This window comes from Luteitalea pratensis (genome assembly GCF_001618865.1).
GTDB classification, from domain to species: domain Bacteria; phylum Acidobacteriota; class Vicinamibacteria; order Vicinamibacterales; family Vicinamibacteraceae; genus Luteitalea; species Luteitalea pratensis.
Map to the genome: position 1 here is coordinate 701,291 of NZ_CP015136.1, position 22,862 is coordinate 724,152.

Genomic DNA, 22,862 nt, shown 5'->3' on the forward strand with positions numbered 1-22,862 from the left:
CTACAGCCCTTGGGCTGGAAGCTCGATCAGGGCCTTCTCTATATCGGTTTCGAACGTTGCCGCCTTGATGAGCGAGTAGCCCTGCCGGCCGTGTTGCTTCACTAGGTCAGCGGATCGAAGCCACGCGAGCCAGGCGTACGCCTGGTATCCGGGCACGTTGTTGGCAGCAAGAGAGCGTTCCAACGTGTCCATCGTGAACAACTTCCGCGCCCTACTTGCATCCAGCAGTGCTTGCCGTAACGCGACGAGCAGGCTGTGCGGTGCGCGGTGCTGATATTCCTTGCGTCCGGCTTTCGACCACCCGATCTTCACGAGTTCGTCGCCCCGACGCATGAACCGCGGGTAATTCCGGGCAGCCGAATGACGACTACCTCGCGCCCGGCCTTGCGGCGGATCCTCTGAGGAGGGTGGTGCTGCCACTGCGGCAGCAACCTCCGCAGCGGTGCCACTGTCATCACCGCCCTGCCACTCGCTGGCGAGGTCCAAGACTCTGCGGGCTGTAGCGGCGATCCGGGCAAGCCGGTCGTAGTCACCCGCCGCCGCGGCCTCGGCCGCAACTGTTCGCAGCTCTTCTTCACAGCGTTTCAGGGCGGCGTACGTTCCCTCCATATCCCTGACCTTCATCTCAGCCATATAATACAACGAACGCCGAATACAGAACAGCGACTATACAGCGAAGGCGGAACGACCGGGCAGAGCCTTCGCTTCCCTGCGGCTCCGCAGGCGTTCCTTGGCATACGCGCAAACAGACGAAACGGACCATCCACCCTTGAGCTCCCACCCTCCTTAGCGTCGACGAAGTCGCGGAGTTCCTGCCCACATCCGGCGGCTGTCTAAGCGATGTTGGACCGCCGGCGGGGGTGGTGCGGCTCCTCTTCGATCGCTCCGCATTGCTAGGCTGGCTCGACCAGGAGCACACGCCGTCGGGAGAGGACGGAGCAACTCGCAGCGCAACGATGGGCCCGGGCGCGCGACCGGCCTTGCCGTGAGAAGGAAGCCCGGTGGGCCTATGAAGCGGCCAAGCATGTCATCGGGCGTCCACCGACCATGCTGGACATCGCGCCCCGGTTCCTCGACGATGAGGGTCGCTCTCCAGTAACGATCGGTCCGAACACGTTTAGCAGGTCACGACATTCTCAGTGATTCACGAACGTGCCTACCGGGAGAGCGTGTGACGTCTCGTCATCGTGGCTTGCCAGCGCTGGTGGCTCGTGTGATGGCCTGCAGTCGTTCCTGAACCTCGACCCCGATCACAGGGCCAAACAGTAGCCGTGTCGATGGCTTGGTCTCGAGATCCTCATGCAGCGTCATCATGTTGCGCCAGCGGACGCGCTGTCGCTTCCTGATCAACCCGATACCGTCCACCAGGTCATCGATCTTCCGAATGGCATCCAGCGAGAGCCCTCTGGCGTCCGGCACATAAAGGAACTCGCGCCCCTTCAACTGGAGGACGCCGGCCGTGGAGTCTCCCTGAAGCTGCGACAACGAGGCAGGCGGAACGGTGACCAGGTTCTGGCGAAGCGCCACCACCCCGGTCCACTCCATGAACGTGAGCGACTTCGAATCGATGTCCAGCCACTGCGAGGGTTCGCCGCTATACGACAGATAGAGCTCGTCTCGCGCTCTCGTCATCGCCACATACAGCTTGCATCCGTGCCGGAACTCTTCCTCCTTGGCTGTGCCGTCTGGTGGCAGCACGCCTTGGCTGCAATTCAGAATGACAACCATGTTGAACTCGTAATCCGTCACGCCAATGTCCCACATCTTCGCTTCCCAAGCGGACAATCCCGCCAGGAGTCGCTTGCGCGCGTCCTCCAGCAGGCCGATCCGTCGTCCCAGACGCTCGAGGGACAGATACCGTGACCGTTCTCCGTCCACGAGTGCGCTGCGTATCCAGTCGAACTCCTCGCGAACGTAGGTCTCGGCACAGATGCCCTGCGCCACCAGGCTGTCGTGGACAGGCCACAAGACGTTCGCGGAGTCGTTGTTCAGCCAGCAGCGGTAGTACTCGCGGAACACCTCGTCGATGTGCTCATTGAGCTTCCATGACACGTCGGCATAGTGCCTTGTGTTGTGCGGCTCGAACTCTGCAAGCAGTTCCTGGCAGAGTTGAAAGAACGACGACACCTTGATTCGGCATCGCACCGATTCATCCGGGGCGGCGGCATCCACCAGCCTCTGGATGAGGCCGGCAAGGCTTCGGTTCAGCGTCACGACGAGAACTTGGGCGTCACCTCTGGCTGTCGCCAACCGGACCGCGCGATGGATGGCTACGCACGTCTTCCCAGAGCCGGAGACACCGGACAGCTGCGCCGGGCCATTGAAGTCGGCGTTCACCACGGCGGCCTGCTCGGGATGCAAGAACAGCAGCCAGTCCATCTCGCCCGCGTTCCTGGCAAAGGATTGGAGCCACTTCTCGTGGTCGGGAGAGCCGACGCGGAGCGTTCGCATCTGATCTCCGTCCAACACCGCCAGCAGCTCGGTGCCCGAAAGATCGTCGATTTCCGTCACCACGCCGAGTTCAAGGTCCAGGCGGCTCTCTGCCGCCTGGCGATTGCCGCTGGCGAGCAGGCATAGAACGTCGTAGACGAGCACCCTGCGATCGATCGATTCGATTCCGCGGCATGCAGACTCGAGTTGTTCTGGCGTGGCGACCAATTCGAACGTCGCGAGCTTTCGCACTACGGTCGCTGGCACGCCCTCGAGAAGTCGGTCCACACGGTGATTCTCCATCCGCTCCAACAGCGGGGTGGACGCCGCAACAGGGGCCCTGCGAATGGGGTCATCGATGGACGGACTCTTGTAGACGGGTTCCCATGCCCCGTCTTGTCCCTTCCCGAGCGTCAGGCCTCCATGGGAATCGAGCCATCGGTCGGTATCGTCATGCGTGCCCGCAAAACAGAACGCCACGACCTTGTCGGTCTGCACGGTGACCAGTCGGTATCCGCCGCCGAGTTCGTACTTCACGCAGTGCTTGATGCGTGACTCGCCGTTGTTGGTGACGGGGAGATCCTTGAGCGGGCTCGAATCGACCTGCAGGCGACCCAGGTGCCAATACCTTGTCGGCCTTACGTTTCTTCTCACCACCCGCTTTGGTGAGGCCGCCAAGAGCGCGATTGAACTCCTTCAGGATTGCGTATTCCATCGTAGGCAACGTCGAGGATAGCCGATAGCGATGGTGTGGTCATTGACCGTTGGCGCCAACATTTGTCAAGTGTGGCCGTAAGTGTCAGCGACAAATTACGCGGTGGTGCTTGCAGCCCTCGACAGTCCATTTGCGTCGTGGAGGGTGTGTGACCTCCGCGGGGCCGGCTGACCGGCGAAAGCGCATTCCTCGCCTGATCGTCCTCGACACCCGCCGCGAGGGCATCCGCGGCTACTTCAAGGCCGACCGCGATCGCCAGTCTTTCCCTCCAGCTGCGCGGCTGATCGACAAGACCGCCGGTGTGGTGCGGGCGGCCGAGGCGTTCCGCCACTCATTTAAGGGACGGATGCGCGCTCGTCTACAGGTCGGTCGCACGCCGCGACCAGCATGCGGCGAGTGACGTCGACCTGCTGGGTGGCCGGGGAGCTGGGACTCGCCGAGCTCACGCCGATCCTCAGGAAGGCCGAGGCCCGGCTCGGCCGCGAGGTCAACGTCAGCAGCTATTCGGCAGCGGAATGTCAGAAGAAGGCAGCAGCGAAGGAGCTTTCTTGTCGGCGATCCTTGCGGGCAGAAAACCATTCGTGCAGGGCAACCAGCGTGAATGGACGACCTTACGGCCTTGGCAGCGCAGCCAATATATCGAGAAACCGGTTGGTGACGTGACTGCATTGCGCGCCGAGGCGAACGTTCCCCTGGACGTGCACCACGCTGTCTGGGTTGTCCCACTCACGCACGATGATCGTGCGACGCATCTTGTCGCTGCCCTCATAGAGCCAGACGGCCGCACCAATGCGGCCGTTTGGCAGCACATGCTCCCACCAGTTCGCATAGTCATCACTGGAGTCGGGCACCAACGGATGCTTGACGCCGTTGTGGGGGTACCTGGCATGGACGAGGCTCGCGGGTCCGATAGTCATGTGATTCTCCTGTCGTCGTGTGGAAGGGGGACGTTCCGCAGCGGGTCAGAGTGGGGAAACGCCGAGCCATAAGGCGATCTGAACATCGCGGCAAGGCATGCCAGCCTGCAAATTGGAACACGATGATCGTGTGTTCGCCCAGTGGTCGCACATTAGGTTCATATCCGCCTCGCTGCTAGTCGGTGAGGCACAGCATCTGCTGCTCCATGACGAACCCGCGGTCGTGTGGCTCCGCCTTGGCAACACCGGTCGGTGCCTCGCTGCTCGCCCGTGTGGGACGCGGACCTCGGACGCATTGTGGCGTCGCGGGAAACCGGCGACAGGCTCGTCGAACTCGCGTTCGGGGACGGTAGCGGGCTTCATCACGAGCCGCGTAATTGACCCGTCCAGCGGATCGGATCACGCTCGGGCCGCGGGAATCGTTGAAACACTCATACTAAACCAACGCACGCCGAGCGGACGATTTTACTCAGCGGGTGATTTGACGCATAACGATGCGCCCAGTTGGGAGTAGTCGCGCTCGTTACTCGCCGCGCCGAGGCGTTGCAGGTGCAGCTGCGTGAGCTTTTCGGTGTTGACGAGCATCGAGGCCGGCTTGCCACTGCGATGGATCGTCGCAACGGCGATCAGGTCAGAGGTGAGCTCGATCTCGCAGGCCCGGACGGTCGCCGCGAACCCTGGAGTCGACCCGGTCGCGCGAGGTGGACTCGTCGCCGAGCTGGTGCGCCACGAGCGCCGTCAACTCCTCCTTCGACAGCAGATCCAGCGCGGGCACGGTGATGAGCACGACGCTGCGCTCGTGCAGCGCGACCCCTGCTTGTGGAGCATCGACGATGTTGACCGCGTGCGGTTCCTGCCCGCTCGAAGCCGAAAGCAGGTCGGTGACGGTCCTGACCTTACGCGCGCGCCGCGGTTCGAATTCCGTGTCGTCGCCCTGGCGTGGCAGCACGGCGAGCACCCTCTGGCGGGCCTCGAGCGACATAGTGGTTCGGGCGTCGTCGAGCAGCCGTTCGAGCTCATTCGGCGCGACAGCGAGCAGTCGTGCCGCACCGAGGCTGGGCTGAACGACGCGTCGGCATGTGCCAATACACAGAGCAACGTCGGCAACAGGGAGCGGCCTTGGAACGCGCGTAGAATGGCGCGAACCAGACGGTCCAAGCGAAGGGCGAGGTGCGGCATGCGCGCACGCTGCGTGTCTATGGCAACGGCGAGTCCCTTGAAGTAGCGAAGCCATGTCGCAGGATGTGCAGCGAAATCGCTTGACCCCGTCCAACCCGCAGACCGGCAGCGAGGCGTACGAGTTCGGCCCGATCGCCATTGATGCGGCGCGCCACCGCGTGACGCGTGATGGGCGCGCGCTCGCGCTCCCGCCAAAGACGTATGAGCTGCTGCTGATCCTGGTGAGGAGCGACGGACGCGCGCTGTCACGTCACGACCTGATGTCCGCGCTCTGGCCCGACACCTTCGTCGAGGAGGCGAACCTCTCCTTCCAGGTCTCCACGTTGCGCAAGACGCTCGGGGAGGGCGCCGAGGCCTGGATCGAGACCGTGCCGAAACTCGGCTACCGCTTCACGCCGACGGTCCGCACGGAGCCTGCTGCGGTTGCTGCAGCCACAGGCGCGCTGCCGCCCTCGCCGCGACCTCCCGCCGATGATCGTGGCGAGGACGCGGTGCAGATGTTGGTCCCGAGCCGCCGAGCCGCGCGCCGACGCCTTGCACTGGCAGTCGTCGTACTCGCGGCGCTGGGGGCCGCCGTGCTGGTGTGGCGCCTCGCGATCGGCCGCCGGTCGGCACCGGAAGGACCGCTGGTTGGCACGGCGGCAACGCCGCTGACCGCATACATCGGCACGGAGGGCTCGCCGAGTTTCTCGCCGGACGGCGCGCAGGTCGCGTTCCACTGGAACGGCCCGCAACAGGACAACGTGGACGTGTACGTCAAGACGGTCGGCGGCGGCGAGCCCGTACGTCTGACCTCGGATCCCGAGCGCGAAGTGGCGCCTGCCTGGTCACCGGACGGCAGCCGCCTGGCTTTCCTGAAGGTCCAGGCCGATCAGACGGCGACCGACGTGATGGTCATGCCGGCGCTCGGCGGGACGGTCCGCCGTATCGCCTCGGTGGTGACATTCACGTCGGCCGGAGTGTTGGAGTCTGCCGGCGGACTGCTCGCATGGTCTCCCGACAGCCGGTGGATCGCGGTGGGCGGCACGATCGGGAGCGAACCGGGGATCTGGCTCATCGCCAGCGATGGATCCACGCGCCGCCGCCTGACCACCGACGGCTCGCTGCCCGAGTGGGGGCCGGCGTTCACCAGCGATGGTCGGCGGCTTGCGTTCATCCGCGAGTCCCTGATCTCCCAGAGCGGCGTGTTCGTCGTGCCGCTCGACACCGAGATGAGGCCGACGGGCCCGCCGGTAAAGGTCGTCGAGGCAGCCCCACGCCGGGTGTTGGCATTGGCATGGGAGCCGGGCGACCGTGGACTGGTGTACTCGGTCAGCAGTCACATGGCCAGTTCGCAATTGCGACGCATGCGCCTGGACGCCAAGGGCGCGCCCGTGCCCAGTTCAGGGGAGGCCCTGCTCGTCGGGGACCAGGGCACTGGCCTCGACATCACCGCGTCGGGTCGGATGGTGTACGCCCGGAGGTTCCGAGACACCGGTTTCTGGCGTCTGGATCTCACGCAGCCGGGAGCCGGATTCGACGACTCGGGACTGCCTGCCTCGACACTGGACGAGCACACGCCTGACTACTCGCCCGATGGTTCGAAGCTGGCGTTCACGTCGACGCGCTCCGGAAGCGAAGAGATCTGGATATCGCAGGCTGACGGTTCCCACGCCCGTCAGATGACGTCGATGGGCGGGCCGTTGTGCTCCAATCCGCGATGGTCGCCGGATGGTCGTGCGGTCGTGTTCGACTCGACGTCGCGCGGGGTGAGGCATCTCTATCGGCTGGACGTCGGGACCGCGGAAGTTCGCCAGCTCACCACGGGTTCGGTGCGTCACCACCAGGCACGATGGTCCCGCGACGGACGCTCGATCTACTTCGGCGCCTATTCGGACGAGGGGCCACACAGCCCCGTCGAGATTCGTCGCATGCCTGCCGATGGCGGCCCGAGCGTGAGGATTACGCCAGGCTCGGTCGCGGAGCCGTCCCACGACGGCCGCTGGCTCTTCGTGGCCAGGAGCGACGACGATCAGACCACGTTGTGGCGGCTTCGGCTTCCGGACGGTCAGCCTGAGCTGCTCCGGCGCGGCATCGTGCACGAGTCGAGCTTTGCCGTGGGCCGTCAGTCCGTCTTCGTCGTCGAGCAGGGGGGCAGGCCGGCATCGATGATCATCAGTGAGATTGACATCGCCACCGGACAGCGACGCGAGGTCGCCGCCCTCAGCAAGCGGCGGTGGTGGGGCCTCGCGCTCTCGCCTGACGAGCGTTACCTGATCGTGCCCGCGATCAACGAGGCTGGCAGCGATCTGATGATGGTGGAGCCGGTGCGATGACGATGCCATCGCCGCGAACGACCGGCACTGATCGCGCGAGCAACGCGACGAGCCAATGCTTCAGTTCACCTGAGTCCGGGAGGGCGGCGGCCGGTCGTGTGGGTCGCCGCATTTGCCAGCGTCCGCCTGGCCACCGGCACCGTACGTGTGAGGAGAAGCTGTCGTAAGATAGCGCCTTCACTCTCGCGATGGATGGGTGGAAGGCGGAGCGCCTCCGCGCCGCCGTCGCCGGGACCAGCAACATCCAGCGCGAAGGGAACGTCGACGATGAGAGCAACGTCATTGGCCGCCACACTCGTCGGGATCTTGCTCACGTGCACAGCCCACCCATCAACGGCGCAAGACGAGGGCAAGACGGCGGCGGCAGAACTCGCCAGCGCGTCACGGGCCGCCTTGACCCAGCTGACGGCGAGCGTTCCTCTGGCGAAGTCGCTCGCACCCACCGCACACGCGATCCTCGTCTTTCCAAAGGTGACCAAGGCCGGCCTGGGGATCGGCGGCCAGTATGGTGAGGGCACGCTGCTGAAGAAGGGCAAGGCCGTCGCCTACTACAAGACGACGGGCGCGGCCGTCGGCATCCAGGTGGGCGCGCAGCAATACGGCTATGCGATGTTCTTCATGAACGCGAAGGCGCTCACGCAGCTCGACAACGCCAATGGGTTCGAAGTCGGTGTCGGCCCGAGTGTCGTCATGGTGGACGACGGCATGGCCAAGACCACCACGACCAGCACGCTCAAGGACGACATCTATGCGTTCCCGTTCGGGCAGAAGGGGCTGATGGCCAGCATCGGCCTTCAGGGCAACAAGATCTCGAAGATCACGCCGAAGTAGACGCTGCGCGCGATCACCGGTCCGACTTCGGGAAGGCGGCGAGGTCCCGCACGAGCGAGGCGTCCAACACCATCCCCCGGTCCGGCAGGCGCGACAACAGCGACAGCACGTGCCGTGCGGTGCGCATCGCGCGGATGGTACTGCCGTGCAGTTGGACGACCTTCCCGGCCACGTAGCCGCCCGCGAAGTTCACCACGGTGCTGATGCCGTAGGCCTCCAGCAGTGTGATGACGAACAGGTCCCTCGCGAACAGCGCGGATTCCGTGACGCCATCGATGCCTCCGACCGGGTCCTCATGGAACGGATCCATGCCGGCGAGGTAGACCGCGTCGGTGATCCGGTGCTCGGCGATGAAGCGGGGCAGGTGCGACAGGGCCTCCCAATATGCCGGGACGTCATTGACGCCGAACTCCCACGACTGCCCCTTGCCGCAGGCGTACGGGGAACTTCTCGTGCTGGTCCCGCCGTGGATGTCGAAGGTGTAGAGCGGCAACCGGTGGTGGGCGATCATGGCTACCGTGCCGTTACCCCAGTGCGCATCGAGGTCGATGACGGCGCACCGGGCATCCGGGTCGCGGACCTGAACATCCATCAGGGCCGCGACCGCGTAATTGAACGTGCAATAGCCGCCGCCCGACTCCGGCACGGCGTGGTGCGCTCCCGACACCGGGTGCAGCACGGCCCGTCCCGCGATGCGCGCCAGGCGCTGCGCGAAGTGCTGGCCGTACCAGATGCGGGCCACCGACTCGGCGAAGGCCGGACTCCACGTGAAGCCCTGTGACGTCGCCAGGTGATGCGGCCGGCCAGAGCGCACCGCTTCGACGTACGTGTCCCGGTGCCACTGCGCGATGTGTGGCCACACGGCGTCCAGGTCCGGCGGCTGCGCGGACGGCAGGAACGCGAGATCAGAGGCATGGGCATCCATCACGAGCCCCGCCTTCGTCGTGCTGGTCAGCGGTGCCGCGCCACTGAGGTAGCGCGAGTCATAGACCGTGGGAACGGCGTCGGGATGCAGGTCGTTCACATCGCGCAGCGAGGGCGTCGGCGTGGCCAGTGGAGTGCGCGTGTCGGTCATCGGTCGGTCATGAGCCTGAAGTGCACTGCTGAGTCTACGTCTGCCAGACTGCAGAGGGCTGCCAGCAGGCATAGCGCCGAGCTTCGATGCCGAACACGCGTGAAATCCCGGGCTGGGCTCGACTTCTCCGGCCGTTGCCGTGACTCGTCTCTGTTAGTCTCGGCTCCAGGGACGGGTGCCGCGTGCGCGTGACGCCTCGCGCGTGCTCGTGTGCTGATGCCGTCCCGGCCGCGCCAGGGTGACCCATTCGCGATCGGCGCGCTGACCAGGTGACGACCGGACGTGCCGCGGGCTCGAGGCTGCTGGGGGTGGAACGCATGATCGGACACCTGGGACGCGGAGTTCGCTGATGCTGCCCGGATTGACGGATGGTGAAGTAGCGCCGCCCGACGAGGAGTTGTGGCGACTCGTGAAGGGGCGTCGCACGGCCGTGTGCTGGCAGCGGCTGCATCCACTCGGTTTCGAACTGCGCCTCGAGGTGAACGGCGACACGATGCGCACGACGGTTGAGCGCACGGTCGACGGGGCGGAGGAGCAGAGCGTCCACATGCGGCAGGCGATGCTGGCCAGGGGCTGGGCAGAGCATGCCTGACGCACGTCCAGACGATGCCAGCCGGGTCCGGCAGGTCTGGGACGATCAGGCCGGCCAGTGGGCCGGACGCGGTCTCCACTGGACGGAGCATCCGGCGGTGCAGGCGCGGCTCCACGCCAAGACGGGCGGCCCCGGCGCGCGAGATCGCTTTCAGTACCTGCTGTATCGCTACTTCGACGACGGCGCGGGCGTCGTCGATCGAGTGCTCACCCTCGGGTGCGGCGCCGGCGACTTCGAGCGCGGTTTCGCGCAGTACGGATTCGCGCGGGCCCACGACGCGGTCGACATCGCCGCCGGCGCGATCGAGTTGGCCATCGACGCCGCGCGTCAGGCCGGGTTCGACCACATCCACTACCAGGCGATGGACCTGAATCACGCGCGCCTGGCGCCCGACACGTACGACATCGTCTTCGGCCTCTCGACCGTCCATCACATCGCCAACCTCGAACACCTGTTCGCACAGGTACAAACGGCGCTGAAGCCTGGCGGTTACTTCCTGCTCGACGAGTTCATCGGTCCGTCGCAGTTCCAATGGCCCGACCGGCAACTCGCGATCGTCAACCACACCCTCGCGCGGCTCCCCGAGCCGCTGCGACGGAGCATCAGCCGTCCGGGCTCGGCCAAGCCGCCGGTCACGCGCCCGACCATCGAAGAGATGAACGCCGGAGATCCTTCCGAGTCGATCCGCTCGGCCGACATCCTGCCGCTCCTGCCCGAATACTTCGAGGTGCTCGAAGTGCGCGGCGCCGGCGGCAGCCTGCTGCATTTGCTGCTCGAGGACATCACCGGCAACTTCGCGGCTGGCGTTCCGGACGCCACGCAGTGGCTCGAGACCTTGTTCCACCTCGAAGACTCGCTGATCGCCAACGGCACGCTCGCGGATGACTTCGCGGTCATCATCGCGCGCAAGCCGGCGTGACCCGGTTGCGGTTCACGTCGCTTGCAACGTCTCGAGGGTCTCCTGCGTCACGTTGGCCGCCGCACCGAAGCCGGTGACGAGTCGCCCGCCTTCGATCAGCAACACATAGAACGCGAAGTCACCGAGCGCGGTGATCGGCTCGGCTTCCGGGAACTTCATCAGGTACACCGCCCGCAGCGCCTCGTACGCCGGCGTCCCGTGGTCTGGCACTCGCACGACGCCTCGCAATGTGACGCGCTTCACCTGCAGTGCGTCGATCTCGCCGACCACGGGTTCGTGAAGCAGGGCGTCGAAGGGCGCCCCGTCGTGCAGGCCCTTCGTATGCCTGGCCAGTCGCGACGCGTGCACCACCAGCGCCCGGAAGTCGGGCGTCACCGCGAACGGCAGCAGCCCGTTGACCGGCGCCTCCTCGACGATGAGGGCCAGCGACAGCACACGCGACGCCCTGAGCAACTCCCGCATCGTCTCGACCTGGGCCGGTGTCATGGGCATGGGCCAATCTTCACACGCCGCTTCCCGCCCGCCGACTCATCATCGCGAGCGTCAAGTCGTGCGCATCGGACCCGATGAGCGTCCAGCGTCCAGCATCCAGCATCAAGCGTCAAGAGTTGGTGTTCTCCCTTGACGCTCTCCCCGGCCGCTCATACAGTTCGCCCAGCACCCTGGAGGCTCCTCAGATGAACGTCCGCACACGTATGGCGACGGTGGGTCCCAGGCTCGCGCTCGCGATCGCCCTGCTGATCACCGTCACGCCATCGGTTGGCGCACAGGTGAAGATCACCGCCGCCGCTGAAGAGGTCACCGTCGACATCGACGGCAAGCCGTTCACGGTCTTCCACACCGGCGGACCGACCCTCAACCGCGTGTACCTGCACCCACTGCGGGCGGCGACGGGCACCGTCGTGAATCGCTCCTTCCCGGCCGGTCAGATTCCGGGCGAGACGCTCGATCATCCACACCATGCCGGGCTGTTCTATGGCCATGGCGACGTCAACGGCTTCAACTTCTGGGCGATCCAGAACGTGGCCCGTGGCGCGACGCCAGCCGAGCCTGCCGCCGACCCGTCCCGTCCACTGCCGGTTGCGGCCGGTCCTGCCCCGACCGACGCGACGCTCGGCCGCATCGTCGCCAAGGGCCCCGTGCGCGCGCACAGCGGCAAGGCGACGGGCACCATCGACGTCGTCCTTTCCTGGCTCAAGCCCGACGGCAAGCCACTGCTCACCGAGACACGTCGCATGACGTTCCATTCGCACCCGACGTTGCGGATCATCGACATCGATCTCGACTTGCAGGCGATCGAACGTGCGGAGTTCCGCGACACGAAGGAGGGTACGTTCGCGTTGCGGATGGCGACGGCGCTCGAGGAACCCGCCAAGGAGGCCAAGCCAGGGGCGATCACGCGCACAGGCAGGCTGCGCAACGCGGAGGGTGCGGTGGGCGAGGCCAACGTGTGGGGCAAGCGCTCGGCGTGGGTGGACTATGCGGGTCGGCTCGGCGATGAACCCGTCGGCATCGTGATGATGGACCACCCGTCCAACCCGCGGCACCCGACGTACTGGCATTCGCGGGGCTATGGGCTGCACGCCATCAACCCGTTCGGGTGGCACGACTTCCTGAACGACAAGACCGTGAACGGCGCCCTCGTGCTCGAGCCAGGGCAGCACGTGCGCTTCCGGTACCGCGTCGTGATTCACCCGGGCTTGTCACCGGAGGAAATTGCGACGCTGTTCAAGGCGTATTCGCAGGCGCCGCTCGCGTCATCCGCTCCGTAGCGCTGTTGCCGGGGCGGCCGATGATTCGCCGTACGTCGGCGAACTGGTAAGCGCGGTCCTCTCGGCCAGACGCCCTATCTCGATCTGCGCGGATTCCTGGATCCCGTATCCGATTCGTTGATGTCCACGTGTTGCCGGATCGACTCCGTGCGCACGTCCGCACGTGGCCCACGCTCGACGTGCCTCTTCGTCCACCCGGCAACCTGCCGAGACCAGTCGGGCGTGTACGATCAGTCGCGCCGGCGTGGGACGCCTGGCGGCATTCGAGTGTGGCAGGTGTGCGCGTTGGCGCGCAGCAGGCGACGGAGAGGCGTCACCGAGAGGTACCGACGTCGGTAGACCGACGCCCTAGTGGTAGATGTGCATGTGGGCCGGGCGCGCAGTGTCGGTGTCGAACTGGTCGAGCCACACTGCGCCGCCCTGCTGGTGCGCCACGAGCAGGCCCAGCGAGATGGCAGCAAAACGGTCGGAAAACCGCTGATCGAGCAACGGCCGGTCGGCGTGGTCCACCACCACCCAATGGTCGCCCTCGGCCCGGACGGCAACGTCGGCAAAGTTGAGAGGTCGCAACATGTCAGGATTCATGAGCATGAGGCGTGCCACATCCCCTTCAAGGGGCCGGACCATCCGGATCGGCCGCCATCGGCTCGCGTCTGCATTCGACTGGAGCAGGCGTGCCGAGGTTCCATCGCCACGACCATCCCTTGGTCGTGGCGCGCGTGGCGTCTTGAACGCGACGCCCCTTTCGCCAACGTGACTCGCTTCCCGACGCGCGTCTGGGCCACGATCCGGCGGCATGACCTGTTGACCGAGGGCGACCGTATCCTCGTCGCCGTCTCGGGCGGGGCCGATTCGGTCGCGCTGCTGCATGTGCTCTCGACGATCGCGCCGAAGGCGCGGGCCAGGCTCGCCGGGCTCGTGCACGTCCATCACGGCCTGCGTGGCGCCGAGGCCGACGGCGACGCGACGTTCTGCGAGCAACTCGCCACCGCACTCGCGCTTCCGTTCGATCTCGTGCGCGTCGACGTCGCAGGCGAAGCCGCACGGCGAAAATGGTCGCTGGAGCGAACGGCACATGCCCTGCGACATGCCGCCTTTCGACTGATCGCCCGCCGCCGGCTGGCGACGCGCATCGCGCTCGGGCACACCCTGGACGATCAAGCCGAGACGGTCGTCCTGCGCTTCCTGCGCGGCGCGGGCACGCGCGGCCTCGCCGGCATGTGGCCGAAACACGGCCTCGTGATCCGTCCCCTGCTCGAGGTTCGCAGGGCCGATGTGGAACATTACGCCGCGCACCGGGGTCTCAGATGGAGGGATGACGTCTCGAACGTCGACCCGGCCATTCCGAGGAATCGCATCCGGCACCAGGTGCTGCCGAACCTGATGGCGGTAGCTGGGGCGTCCCTGCCCGAACGGCTGGCTCATGCCGCCGACGCCTGGAGAGACGATGAACGATGGTTGTCGGCCTGCGTGGCGGTCGAGTTGCCGTCCGTGTTGATGCCGCATGCCGAGGGCGGCTGGTTACTGGACCTGCCGAGGCTCGATGCCGTGCCGCCGATGCTCCGGCGACGGGTCCGGATGGCGGCGCTGGAGCAGATGCTGCCGCGGGGCAACGTGACTCAAACGCTGGTGGACGCGTTGGAGCGTCTCGAAGCCGTACGGGTCGGCCGGATGGCTCGCCTTGGCCAGCTGCGAGTGTGGCGGATTGGCGCGCAGCTGCGGCTCGCGACCGGAGCGGCTGAGCCGGATTCACCGCGCGGGCTGGAGCTGCAAGTGTTCGCGGTCCCTGGAACGGTAGAGCTAAAGGAAGTAAATTTGCACATCACCGCGTCGGTGGTTCGACGCAGCGACTGGGATGCTGACGGCCCGCCGTCCAGTTCCGGAGGCCTCGCAGTCGCTCTCGACGCCGAGCGCGCGGGGCCTGCGCTCGTGGTGCGGAGCCGGCTGCCGGGCGACCGGATGCGGCCGGCCGGTGCGCCGGGCAGTCAGAAGATTCAGGACCTGATGATGAACCGCAAAATTGCACGGCTCGACCGTAGCCGGATTCCCATCATCACGGATGAAGCAGGACGGATTGCGTGGGTGGTTGGCCTCGCAGTCGGCGAGGAATTTGCAGTCCAGCCATATACAACCGACGTGTTACTCTTGAAAGTCACGCGGTCAGGAGGAAAGGCTTGAATTCGACTCTCAGGAGCCTGCTCTTCTGGATGGTGCTCGTCATCGTCGGGGTTTTGATCTGGAATTTTTCTACAACGTTCCAGGCCCGCGAAGAAGTCATCCCATTCAGTGAATTTGTCCAGCAGCTCGACACGAACAAAATCGACAAGGTCACCATCACGGGCCAGGAAATCGTCGCGACCTACAAGTCCGGCGAGAAGGCGCGCTCCTACGCGCCTGTGCAGTACGAGGGGCTCGGAAACAAACTGGTGGCCAACAAGGTCGTGGTCGACGCCAAGGAGCCGACCGGCAGCCCGTGGGGGATGTTCCTCTACACCTGGGCGCCGATTCTCCTGATGATCGGCTTCTGGATCTTCTTCATGCGGCAAATGCAGAGCGGGGGCAACAAGGCCCTGTCGTTCGGCAAGAGCCGCGCGAAGCTCTCGTCCGGTTCACAGAAGAAGGTGACGTTCAAGGACGTCGCCGGCGTGGACGAGGCAAAGGAAGAGCTCCAGGAGATCATCGATTTCCTCAAGGAGCCGCAGAAGTTTCAGAAGCTCGGTGGCCGCATTCCGAAGGGCGTGCTGCTCATCGGTCAGCCAGGCACGGGCAAGACCCTGCTGGCCCGGGCGGTGGCTGGTGAAGCCAACGTGCCGTTCTTCTCGATCTCCGGCTCGGACTTCGTCGAGATGTTCGTCGGCGTCGGCGCCAGCCGCGTCCGCGACCTGTTCGAGCAGGGGAAGAAGAACGCGCCGTGCATCATCTTCATCGATGAAATCGACGCGGTCGGCCGCCACCGTGGCGCGGGTCTCGGCGGCGGGCACGACGAACGCGAGCAGACGCTCAACCAGCTGCTCGTCGAGATGGACGGTTTCGAGAGCAACGAGGGCGTGATCCTCGTCGCCGCGACCAACCGTCCTGACGTCCTGGATCCGGCGCTGCTGCGCCCGGGCCGCTTCGACCGCCGGGTCGTCGTGGACCTGCCCGACGTGCGTGGCCGCGAGCAGATTCTCGCCGTCCACACCAAGAAGATCCCGATGGGCGACGACGTGAAGCTGAACGTCATCGCGCGCGGCACGCCGCGCTTTGCCGGCGCGGATCTCGCCAACCTCGTCAACGAGTCGGCCCTCATCGCTGCCCGCCAGAACCGCAAGGTGGTCACGATGCACGACTTCGAGATGGCCAAGGACAAGGTCATCATGGGCGTGGAGCGGAAGTCGCGCATCATCAGCGACGAAGAAAAACGCCACACCGCGTATCACGAGGCGGGGCACGCGCTGGTCGCGATGCTGTTGCCCAACGCCGTGCCGCTGCACAAGGTCACGATCATCCCGCGCGGCATGGCCCTCGGCGTGACGTCGTTCCTGCCCGAAGGCGAGCAGGTCGACTTCTCGAAGGAAGAAGCCGAGTCGCAGATTGCGGTGGCCATGGCCGGCCGCATCGCCGACGAGATCTTCTGCCATACCAAGACGGCCGGTGCCCGCAACGACATCGAGCAGGCCACCAACCTCGCGCGCCGCATGGTGTGCGAGTGGGGCATGAGCGTCCTCGGGCCGCTCAGCTTCGGCAAGAAGGAAGAGCAGATCTTCCTCGGTCGCGAGATCGCGCAGCACCGCGACTACTCGGAGTCGACGGCCATGCGCATCGACGAAGAGGTGCAGTCGATCGTGATGACCGGGTATGACGTCGCCCGCGGCATCATCGAGCAGCACAAGGACGCGATGCAGCGGGTCTCCGACGAGTTGCTCATCCGCGAGGTGCTCGACGCCGATCAGGTGCGACGAATCATCGCCGGCCAGCCGCTCGACGCACCGCAAGCGGTGTCGACACCGGGAACGCCGACCGCAGAGGTCACGCCCGAAGAGCGTCGTCCGCGCCCGTCGATCGTCCCGGCGATGCCGCTTCCCAACAAGCCGCTCGCGCAGGAGTAGGAAGAAATTTCAGAAGTGCAGGATTGCAAAATTTCAGCACCGCCTCCGCGATTCAAGGGTTGGCAGTGGTAAGGCAATTCTGAATTTCTGAACTTCTGAAATTCCAGAGTCGACCTGAAAAGGCGCCGGGTCACCGGCGCCTTTTCAATTTCAGAAGTGCAGAATTGCAGAATTTCATGCCCACCTGCAGCACTTCGAGGCGTGGTACTGGTAATGAAATCCCGCAATTCTGAAATTCTGCAATTGCCATGACACCTACGGCGCGTCGCCGGTACACGCTCGCATTGCCCGACGGGCGCGCTCTTGCCCTCGGGACCCGCACGCTGGTGATGGGCATCCTCAACGTCACGCCCGACAGCTTCTCGGATGGCGGCTGCCATGATGACGTGCCGCGGGCCGTGGAGGCGGCGCTGGCGATGGTCGCGGCGGGCGCGGACGTGATCGACGTCGGCGGCGAGTCCACCAGGCCCGGAGCCGCGTTGGTCGACCAGGCCATCGAGCGGGCACGGGTGGTACCGGTGGTCGCGGCGCTGGCCGCGCAACTGCCCGTCCCGATTTCGGTGGATACCACCAAGGCGCTGGTCGCGCGCGCCGCCATCGACGCCGGCGCGGTGATGCTCAACGACGTCAGCGGCTTGCGTCATGACGCCGGCGTGGCGGCCGTCGCCGCCAGCGCGGGCGTGGCCCTCGTGCTGATGCACATGCGTGGCTCGACGGCCGACATGTACCGGCAGGCCTCGTACGTGGACGTCGCGAAGGAAGTCGCTGCCGAACTCGCCTGGAGCGTGCAGGCCGCCGAGCGCGCCGGCGTGTCCCGGGAGGCGTTGGTCATCGACCCCGGGCTCGGCTTCGCCAAGCAGGCCGGGCACAGCTGGGAGATCCTGGCTCGTCTCGATCACCCCGCCCTGCTCGCGCTCGACCTGCCCATGCTCGTGGGTGCGTCCCGTAAGTCGTTCCTCCAGGCGGCCGTCGGCGAGTGCCCCGCACGCGAGCGGGACCCGGCCAGCGCCGCCGCTGCGACGGTGGCGGTGCTCTCGGGTGCGCACATCGTGCGCGTGCATGACGTACGTGGCAGCGTGCAGGCGGTGCGCGTGGCAGATATGATCAGCGCCGCAGCCGAGTCGGGCATGTCCTGACGCCGCCGGCCGCGTGACGCCAATGGACGCCCTCGCCTCGTGGATCAGCCGCACGCCCATCACGGGCTGGGACGTCCTGGACGTCCTCGTGGTGGCGTTGATCATCTACGAGTCGCTCAAGCTCATTCGCGGCACCCGTGCCATGCAGATGGCCTTCGGGTCGGCCCTGCTCGTCGGGCTCTACTTCTTCTCAATCGCGGCGCCGCTGCAGACCGTCAACTGGCTGATCCGCAACATGATCGGCTACGTCGTGTTCGCCGCCATCGTCCTGTTCCAGAACGACATCCGTCGCGCGCTCGCCCATTTCGGGCGAACCCCGTTCGTGCGTGCCTTCTCGCGAGCCGAGAACGATGACGAGACGATCGAGGAAGTGGTGACCGCGGCCGTCCAGCTGGCGGATCGGCGGACCGGGGCACTCATCGTGATCGAGCGCCAGATCGGGCTGCGCAACTACATCGAGAGCGGCATTCCGCTCGACGCGATGGTCACCCACGACCTCCTCGTCTCGGTGTTCCAGACGAGCGGACCGCTGCACGACGGAGCAGTGATCATCCAGGAGAACAAGATTGCGGCGGCCTCGTGCTTCCTGCCGCTGACGGTGAGTGCGATGGTGGGGACCGACCTCGGGACGCGCCACCGCGCCGCGATCGGGCTGACCGAGGAGAACGACGCGGTCGCCGTCGTGGTCTCCGAGGAAACCGGGCGCATCTCCATCGCGACCGAGGGGCAGATCTCGCGCGGGTTCACGGCGGAAACGCTGCGGGCGCGCCTCACCCAGCTGGTGCTCCAGCGCAAGTCGGCTCGCCGGATGCGGCCGCGGCCCTGATCATGGCCTTGCGACCGCTCTCGAATCTCCCGCTCAAGGTGATCTCGCTGCTCGTCGCGGGAGTGCTCTGGCTTGCCGTGTCGGGGCAGAGCACCGTCGAGCGCAATATCCGGGTCCCGCTCGAGTACCAGAACGTGCCGCCGGGCATGGAGATGGTCGGCGACCCACCAGGGCAGGCTGATGTGCGCCTGCGCGGCTCGTCGGGCAACCTTGCGCGTGTCGTCCAGGGCGATGTCGTCGCTGCGCTCGACCTCACGAACGCGCGGCCAGGCACTCGCATCTTCAACCTGCGTGCGAGCGAGGTCCGGGTGCCGTTCGGCGTCGAGGTCGTCCAGGTGACACCGCCAACCGTCTCGCTGGAGTTCGAGTACGCGGGGCAGAAGGTGGTGCCGGTCTCGCCCGTGATCGAAGGCGACCCGGAGCCGGGCTTCGTTGTCGGACGCATCACCACGTCGCCGGCGACAGTCCAGGTACTGGGGCCGATCGGCCGCCTGCAGGCCCTGAGTGAGGCGACAACCGAGCCGGTGCGCGTGGATGGCGCCCGCACGAACCTGACCGACAAGGTCACGGTCGGCGTCGAGGACACGGCTGTGCGCTTGCGCGAGCCGCTCGTCGCGGTGGTCACTGTCGAGATCGTGCCGGCGCCGGTGCAGCGGACCCTGCAGGGCTTGCAGGTTCGTGCCGAGAACGCCGGCCGCGGCTTGTTGGTGCGCCTCTCGCCTGTGACCGTGTCGGTGGTCGTGCGCGGGACACAGGAGCGCATGGCTGGTGTCGGTGCCGGAGATCTGCAGGCCACCGTGGACCTCACCGAGCTCCCGCGCGGGCAGCACTCGGTGCCCGTCCGCGTGCCCAATCGCGAGGGCGTCGCGGTGGAACGCATCGAGCCGGCCAACATCACGGTCAGTATCAGGTAATCAGTCATTGGTCATTAGTCATTGGTCATTAGTCATTAGTCATTAGTCATTAGTCATTGCTTATGATTCATGATTCATGATTCATGACAAATGACCAATGACAAATGACCAATGACAAATGACAGAGCCGTCAGCCTCTATGAAACTATTCGGCACCGATGGTGTACGCGGCGTGGCTGGTGAGGCGCCGCTCGACGAGATCACGATTCTCCGCCTGGGCTCGGCACTCGTGCGCGTGCTGCCGCATCAGGGCCCGTCGCGGCTCCTGACGGGGCGTGACACGCGCGAGTCCGGCTTCTGGATCGAACGGACGCTGGCCCGCGGTGTGCGCGCGATGGGTGGCGACCTCCTGTCGGCCGGTGTCGTGCCGACTCCCGCCGTCGCGGTGACCACGCGCGCCGAGGACTTCGACGCCGGCATCGTCATCTCGGCGTCGCACAATCCCTATCAGGACAACGGGATCAAGGTGTTCTCGGGTCACGGGCAGAAGTTCGACGAGGGCCTCGAACGTCAGATCGAGGCGCTGGTCGCCGATCCGCACTTCATCGTCTCGCCCGACGCCTCGGCCGAGATCGAGACACACGAGATCGTCGAGTCCTATTCGAGGCACTGCACGGCGGCCTTGCCGGTCGCGGGGCATGTCACTGGCCTGCGTATCGGCCTCGACTGCGCGAATGGAGCCACGACCACCGTGGCGCCGCGGTTGTTCCGTGCGCTTGGCCTGGACGTGCACGTCATCGGCAATGACCCCGACGGGCGGAACATCAACCTGGAGTGCGGGTCCACGCATCTCGAGGCGCTCCGGGCGCTGGTGCGCGAGAAGCAGCTCTCGATGGGCATCGCCTTCGATGGTGACGGCGATCGCTGCCTGATGGTCGACGATCAGGGCGCGGTCGTGGATGGCGACGCGATCATGCTGATCCTCGCCCTCCACCTGCAGCGCACGGGCGGGCTCGCCCGCAACACGGTCGTTGCCACCGTGATGAGCAACCTGGGGCTCGAACGGGCACTCGAGGCGAATGGCATCCGGCTGCTGCGCACCGCGGTGGGTGACAAGTACGTGATGGAGGCGATCCGCGACAACGGCTATGCGCTCGGCGGCGAGCAGTCGGGGCATGTCATCGTCGCCGAACACCTGTTCACAGGCGACGGCATCGTCACCGCGCTCAGTGTGCTCCGCGTGATGGCGGAGACGGGTCGGTCGCTGCGCGACCTCGCGTCAGCACTCGTGACCTACCCGCAGGTGCTGGTCAACGTACGCGTCGGCCGGCGGGTTCCGGTGGCGGAGGTGCCGTCGATTGCCGCCGTGATCGACAGCGTCGAGCGGCGGCTTGGCACCGAGGGGCGCCTGCTGGTGCGCTATTCGGGCACCGAGCCGCTGCTGAGGATCATGCTCGAAGGGCGCGATCAGCATGAGATCGATACCTGGGCGCACGAGATCGCGTCTGCCGCCACGGGCGCGCTCGGGGCTGGTTAACGCTTAAGGCCTAACGCTTAACGACTAACGCAGAAAACGAAGGCCGACGGCCGAATGCCGAAGGCCGACACCATCCGAACATGGCGAAGCTATCCGTGAACGTGAACAAGATCGCCACGCTGCGCAACAGTCGCGGCGGGCCGATCCCGTCGGTCGTCGACGCGGCGCGCGTCTGCGTCGAAGCAGGCGCGCCGGGCATCACCGTGCACCCGCGCGCTGACGCCCGCCACATCAATTTCGACGATGTGCAGGCGTTGAAGCATCTGCTGGACCCGTGGAAGGCCGTTGAGTTCAACATCGAGGGGGATCCGCGCCCCGACCTGCTGAACCTGGTGGAGCGCGTCCGCCCGCATCAGTGCACGCTGGTGCCGGTGCGGCCAGGGGAGATCACGAGCGAGGCCGGCTGGTCGCCGGATACCGACGAGAAGGAGCTTCGTGATGTGATCGCCCGGCTGCGGGGGCATGGCATCCGCGTGTCCCTGTTCGTCGATGCCGACGAGAAGGCGGTGCAACTCGCGCACCGCGTCGGCGCTGACCGGATCGAGCTGTATACGCAACCGTACGTGCATGCGTTCGCGACATCGACCGCACCGCTGAGCGAAACGCTGGCGCCGTTCGTCCGGGCCGCCACTGTCGCCGTGGAGCTCGGCCTCGGCGTCAACGCCGGCCACGACCTCGACCTCGAGAACCTGCCGGATTTCGTGCAGGCGCTGCCCCGGCTCGACGAGGTCTCCATCGGCCACGCGCTCATCAGCTACGCCCTCTACGTCGGCCTGCGCCAGGCCGTGCTCGAATATCGCGAGGCGGCGGGGGATATCATTTAGAGTCGGGAACCGGGTACCGGGTACCGGGTGCAACCGAGTGGTAGGGCCGGCTCTCCGAGCCGGCCATCACGTTGGTCCATGTCCTCGGCGCCCCATGGGTCTATCTCGGGCCCGCGCCCGGGCTGCGGCGGTGGACGGCTCGGAGAGCCGTCCCTACCATCGAAGAACAAAGCGCAATGAAACCAGAATCGATCGTCGTGGGAATCGCGGGCGCATTGTTCGGCCTGCTGTGCGGATGGATGCTCGGCGCCCAACAGGTGTCGCCGGGGCAGGCGCCCGCACCGCAGGTCGCGCAGGCGGGCGCCGCCGCTGCAGCGCCGGCCGGCGGCGCGGCCCAGGGCAGCACCGCCAAGGCGATCGACCTCGCGCAGGTGCAGGCGCTCGAAAAGCAGGCCACCGAGCGGCCGACCGATGCGTCGGTCCGAACGCAGCTGGCCAACCTGTACTTCGACGCCGAGAACTACGCCGAGGCCACCAGGTGGTACCAGGCCTCACTCAAGATCGCGCCAACAAACGCCGACGTCAGCACGGACCTCGCGGTCAGCTACTACTACACGAACCAGGTCGACCAGGCGCTGGCGCAGTTTGCCAGGTCGCTCGAGATCGACCCGAAGCACACCAAGACGTGGCTGAACCTCGGGATCGTCCGTGCCTTTGGCAAACAGGATCTCGCGGGCGCGGGCGAGGCATGGACCCAGGTCGTGACCCTGGCGCCAGCTGACTCGCCAGAGGCGCGAGCGGCGCGCCAGGCCCTCGATGGCCTGAAGTCCGCTCACCCCGAGATTGCTCCCGGCGGCACTCCGGCGCGCGATGGCGCGGCCGCCCCTGCCGCTCCGAAGCAAGGAGCCTGAC

Annotated in this window: 21 protein-coding genes; 14 read left to right on the forward strand and 7 right to left on the reverse strand. The window is 66.2% G+C overall.

The features are described 5' to 3' along the window. Together LuPra_RS02970 and LuPra_RS02975 are read right to left on the reverse strand one after the other, a co-directional pair. Positions 1–624, reverse strand: a complete 624-nt coding sequence (locus LuPra_RS02970; protein WP_157898664.1) for a hypothetical protein — start codon at positions 622–624, stop codon at positions 1–3. A 558-nt stretch (positions 625–1,182) separates the two neighbouring features. Then, positions 1,183–3,084, reverse strand: a complete 1,902-nt coding sequence (locus LuPra_RS02975) for a 3'-5' exonuclease (RefSeq protein ID WP_157898665.1) — start codon at positions 3,082–3,084, stop codon at positions 1,183–1,185. Between the two features lie 209 nt (positions 3,085–3,293). Here LuPra_RS02975 and LuPra_RS02980 point away from each other — a divergent pair, with 209 nt between their 5' ends. Beyond that, complete coding sequence (locus LuPra_RS02980) at positions 3,294–3,545, forward strand: hypothetical protein (RefSeq protein ID WP_110169376.1); 252 nt, start codon at positions 3,294–3,296, stop codon at positions 3,543–3,545. Positions 3,546–3,756: 211 nt separating this feature from the next. Here LuPra_RS02980 and LuPra_RS02985 read toward each other — a convergent pair whose 3' ends face one another. Further along, positions 3,757–4,062 (reverse strand): hypothetical protein, encoded by a 306-nt coding sequence (locus tag LuPra_RS02985; protein WP_110169377.1) that lies wholly within the window; start codon positions 4,060–4,062, stop codon positions 3,757–3,759. A 631-nt stretch (positions 4,063–4,693) separates the two neighbouring features. Next, positions 4,694–5,044 carry a M48 family metalloprotease gene (locus tag LuPra_RS02990; protein ID WP_110169378.1) on the reverse strand — a complete coding sequence of 117 codons (351 nt, stop codon included), beginning with the start codon at positions 5,042–5,044 and terminating at the stop codon, positions 4,694–4,696. A gap of 277 nt (positions 5,045–5,321) precedes the next feature. Between LuPra_RS02990 and LuPra_RS02995 the strand changes: the two genes are divergently transcribed. Next, positions 5,322–7,556, forward strand: a complete 2,235-nt coding sequence (locus tag LuPra_RS02995) for a winged helix-turn-helix domain-containing protein (RefSeq protein ID WP_162271281.1) — start codon at positions 5,322–5,324, stop codon at positions 7,554–7,556. A 267-nt stretch (positions 7,557–7,823) separates the two neighbouring features. After that, positions 7,824–8,387 carry a lipid-binding SYLF domain-containing protein gene (locus LuPra_RS03000; protein ID WP_110169380.1) on the forward strand — a complete coding sequence of 188 codons (564 nt, stop codon included), beginning with the start codon at positions 7,824–7,826 and terminating at the stop codon, positions 8,385–8,387. A 13-nt stretch (positions 8,388–8,400) separates the two neighbouring features. On the opposite strand, the gene LuPra_RS03005 is transcribed toward LuPra_RS03000, so the two are convergent. Beyond that, positions 8,401–9,462 (reverse strand): arginase family protein, encoded by a 1,062-nt coding sequence (locus LuPra_RS03005; RefSeq protein WP_157898666.1) that lies wholly within the window; start codon positions 9,460–9,462, stop codon positions 8,401–8,403. 349 nt (positions 9,463–9,811) lie between these two features. On the opposite strand from LuPra_RS03005, the gene LuPra_RS03010 reads away from it, so the two are divergent. Both LuPra_RS03010 and LuPra_RS03015 read left to right on the forward strand, forming a co-directional pair. Next, positions 9,812–10,054, forward strand: a complete 243-nt coding sequence (locus tag LuPra_RS03010) for a hypothetical protein (RefSeq protein ID WP_110169382.1) — start codon at positions 9,812–9,814, stop codon at positions 10,052–10,054. Next, the gene (locus tag LuPra_RS03015) at positions 10,047–10,973 is read left to right on the forward strand and encodes a class I SAM-dependent methyltransferase (RefSeq protein ID WP_110169383.1); all 927 of its coding nucleotides are present in this window, start codon (positions 10,047–10,049) and stop codon (positions 10,971–10,973) included. The genes LuPra_RS03010 and LuPra_RS03015 overlap by 8 nt, the downstream gene beginning before the upstream one ends. A 12-nt stretch (positions 10,974–10,985) precedes the next feature. Here the strand turns inward: LuPra_RS03015 and LuPra_RS03020 are convergent, their stop codons facing one another. Then, the gene (locus LuPra_RS03020; RefSeq protein WP_157898667.1) at positions 10,986–11,465 is read right to left on the reverse strand and encodes a hypothetical protein; all 480 of its coding nucleotides are present in this window, start codon (positions 11,463–11,465) and stop codon (positions 10,986–10,988) included. Between the two features lie 185 nt (positions 11,466–11,650). Between LuPra_RS03020 and LuPra_RS03025 the strand changes: the two genes are divergently transcribed. Further along, positions 11,651–12,745, forward strand: coding sequence for a DUF6807 domain-containing protein (locus LuPra_RS03025; RefSeq protein WP_234800696.1), 1,095 nt, complete (start codon positions 11,651–11,653; stop codon positions 12,743–12,745). Between the two features lie 348 nt (positions 12,746–13,093). Here the strand turns inward: LuPra_RS03025 and LuPra_RS31535 are convergent, their stop codons facing one another. Further along, positions 13,094–13,318, reverse strand: coding sequence for a hypothetical protein (locus LuPra_RS31535; RefSeq protein WP_162271282.1), 225 nt, complete (start codon positions 13,316–13,318; stop codon positions 13,094–13,096). Positions 13,319–13,498: 180 nt separating this feature from the next. On the opposite strand from LuPra_RS31535, the gene tilS reads away from it, so the two are divergent. The 8 genes from tilS to LuPra_RS03065 all read left to right on the forward strand — a co-directional run bounded on the left by tilS (position 13,499) and on the right by LuPra_RS03065 (position 22,861). Next, positions 13,499–14,923 carry a tRNA lysidine(34) synthetase TilS gene (tilS, locus tag LuPra_RS03030; RefSeq protein WP_162271283.1) on the forward strand — a complete coding sequence of 475 codons (1,425 nt, stop codon included), beginning with the start codon at positions 13,499–13,501 and terminating at the stop codon, positions 14,921–14,923. Next, positions 14,920–16,833 carry an ATP-dependent zinc metalloprotease FtsH gene (gene ftsH, locus LuPra_RS03035; protein WP_110169387.1) on the forward strand — a complete coding sequence of 638 codons (1,914 nt, stop codon included), beginning with the start codon at positions 14,920–14,922 and terminating at the stop codon, positions 16,831–16,833. The genes tilS and ftsH overlap by 4 nt, the downstream gene beginning before the upstream one ends. Positions 16,834–17,081: 248 nt before the next feature. After that, positions 17,082–17,969, forward strand: coding sequence for a dihydropteroate synthase (folP, locus tag LuPra_RS03040; protein WP_234800697.1), 888 nt, complete (start codon positions 17,082–17,084; stop codon positions 17,967–17,969). A gap of 22 nt (positions 17,970–17,991) precedes the next feature. Further along, positions 17,992–18,795 (forward strand): diadenylate cyclase CdaA, encoded by an 804-nt coding sequence (gene cdaA / locus LuPra_RS03045; protein ID WP_110169388.1) that lies wholly within the window; start codon positions 17,992–17,994, stop codon positions 18,793–18,795. A gap of 2 nt (positions 18,796–18,797) precedes the next feature. Then, complete coding sequence (locus LuPra_RS03050; protein WP_110169389.1) at positions 18,798–19,709, forward strand: CdaR family protein; 912 nt, start codon at positions 18,798–18,800, stop codon at positions 19,707–19,709. Positions 19,710–19,848: 139 nt separating this feature from the next. After that, the gene (gene glmM, locus LuPra_RS03055) at positions 19,849–21,186 is read left to right on the forward strand and encodes a phosphoglucosamine mutase (RefSeq protein WP_234800698.1); all 1,338 of its coding nucleotides are present in this window, start codon (positions 19,849–19,851) and stop codon (positions 21,184–21,186) included. Positions 21,187–21,266: 80 nt separating this feature from the next. Continuing rightward, on the forward strand, positions 21,267–22,010 hold the full coding sequence (locus tag LuPra_RS03060; RefSeq protein WP_110169391.1) for a pyridoxine 5'-phosphate synthase: 744 nt from the start codon (positions 21,267–21,269) through the stop codon (positions 22,008–22,010). Positions 22,011–22,186: 176 nt separating this feature from the next. Next, the gene (locus LuPra_RS03065; RefSeq protein ID WP_110169392.1) at positions 22,187–22,861 is read left to right on the forward strand and encodes a tetratricopeptide repeat protein; all 675 of its coding nucleotides are present in this window, start codon (positions 22,187–22,189) and stop codon (positions 22,859–22,861) included. Position 22,862 lies beyond the last annotated feature (1 nt).

What these genes read in the sequence shown, in the direction of transcription:
- LuPra_RS03005 (WP_157898666.1), bottom strand. Translation starts at nt 9,462, where the DNA reads ATGACCGACACGCGCACTCCACTGGCCACGCCGACGCCCTCGCTGCGC.
- folP (WP_234800697.1), top strand. Translation starts at nt 17,082, where the DNA reads ATGACACCTACGGCGCGTCGCCGGTACACGCTCGCATTGCCCGACGGG.
- cdaA (WP_110169388.1), top strand. Translation starts at nt 17,992, where the DNA reads ATGGACGCCCTCGCCTCGTGGATCAGCCGCACGCCCATCACGGGCTGG.
- LuPra_RS02985 (WP_110169377.1), bottom strand. Translation starts at nt 4,062, where the DNA reads ATGACTATCGGACCCGCGAGCCTCGTCCATGCCAGGTACCCCCACAAC.
- LuPra_RS03060 (WP_110169391.1), top strand. Translation starts at nt 21,267, where the DNA reads ATGGCGAAGCTATCCGTGAACGTGAACAAGATCGCCACGCTGCGCAAC.
- LuPra_RS03020 (WP_157898667.1), bottom strand. Translation starts at nt 11,465, where the DNA reads ATGCCCATGACACCGGCCCAGGTCGAGACGATGCGGGAGTTGCTCAGG.
- LuPra_RS03015 (WP_110169383.1), top strand. Translation starts at nt 10,047, where the DNA reads ATGCCTGACGCACGTCCAGACGATGCCAGCCGGGTCCGGCAGGTCTGG.
- LuPra_RS31535 (WP_162271282.1), bottom strand. Translation starts at nt 13,318, where the DNA reads ATGTTGCGACCTCTCAACTTTGCCGACGTTGCCGTCCGGGCCGAGGGC.
- LuPra_RS03065 (WP_110169392.1), top strand. Translation starts at nt 22,187, where the DNA reads ATGAAACCAGAATCGATCGTCGTGGGAATCGCGGGCGCATTGTTCGGC.
- glmM (WP_234800698.1), top strand. Translation starts at nt 19,849, where the DNA reads ATGAAACTATTCGGCACCGATGGTGTACGCGGCGTGGCTGGTGAGGCG.
- LuPra_RS02990 (WP_110169378.1), bottom strand. Translation starts at nt 5,044, where the DNA reads ATGTCGCTCGAGGCCCGCCAGAGGGTGCTCGCCGTGCTGCCACGCCAG.
- LuPra_RS02970 (WP_157898664.1), bottom strand. Translation starts at nt 624, where the DNA reads ATGAAGGTCAGGGATATGGAGGGAACGTACGCCGCCCTGAAACGCTGT.
- LuPra_RS03010 (WP_110169382.1), top strand. Translation starts at nt 9,812, where the DNA reads ATGCTGCCCGGATTGACGGATGGTGAAGTAGCGCCGCCCGACGAGGAG.
- LuPra_RS03025 (WP_234800696.1), top strand. Translation starts at nt 11,651, where the DNA reads ATGAACGTCCGCACACGTATGGCGACGGTGGGTCCCAGGCTCGCGCTC.
- LuPra_RS03000 (WP_110169380.1), top strand. Translation starts at nt 7,824, where the DNA reads ATGAGAGCAACGTCATTGGCCGCCACACTCGTCGGGATCTTGCTCACG.
- LuPra_RS03050 (WP_110169389.1), top strand. Translation starts at nt 18,798, where the DNA reads ATGGCCTTGCGACCGCTCTCGAATCTCCCGCTCAAGGTGATCTCGCTG.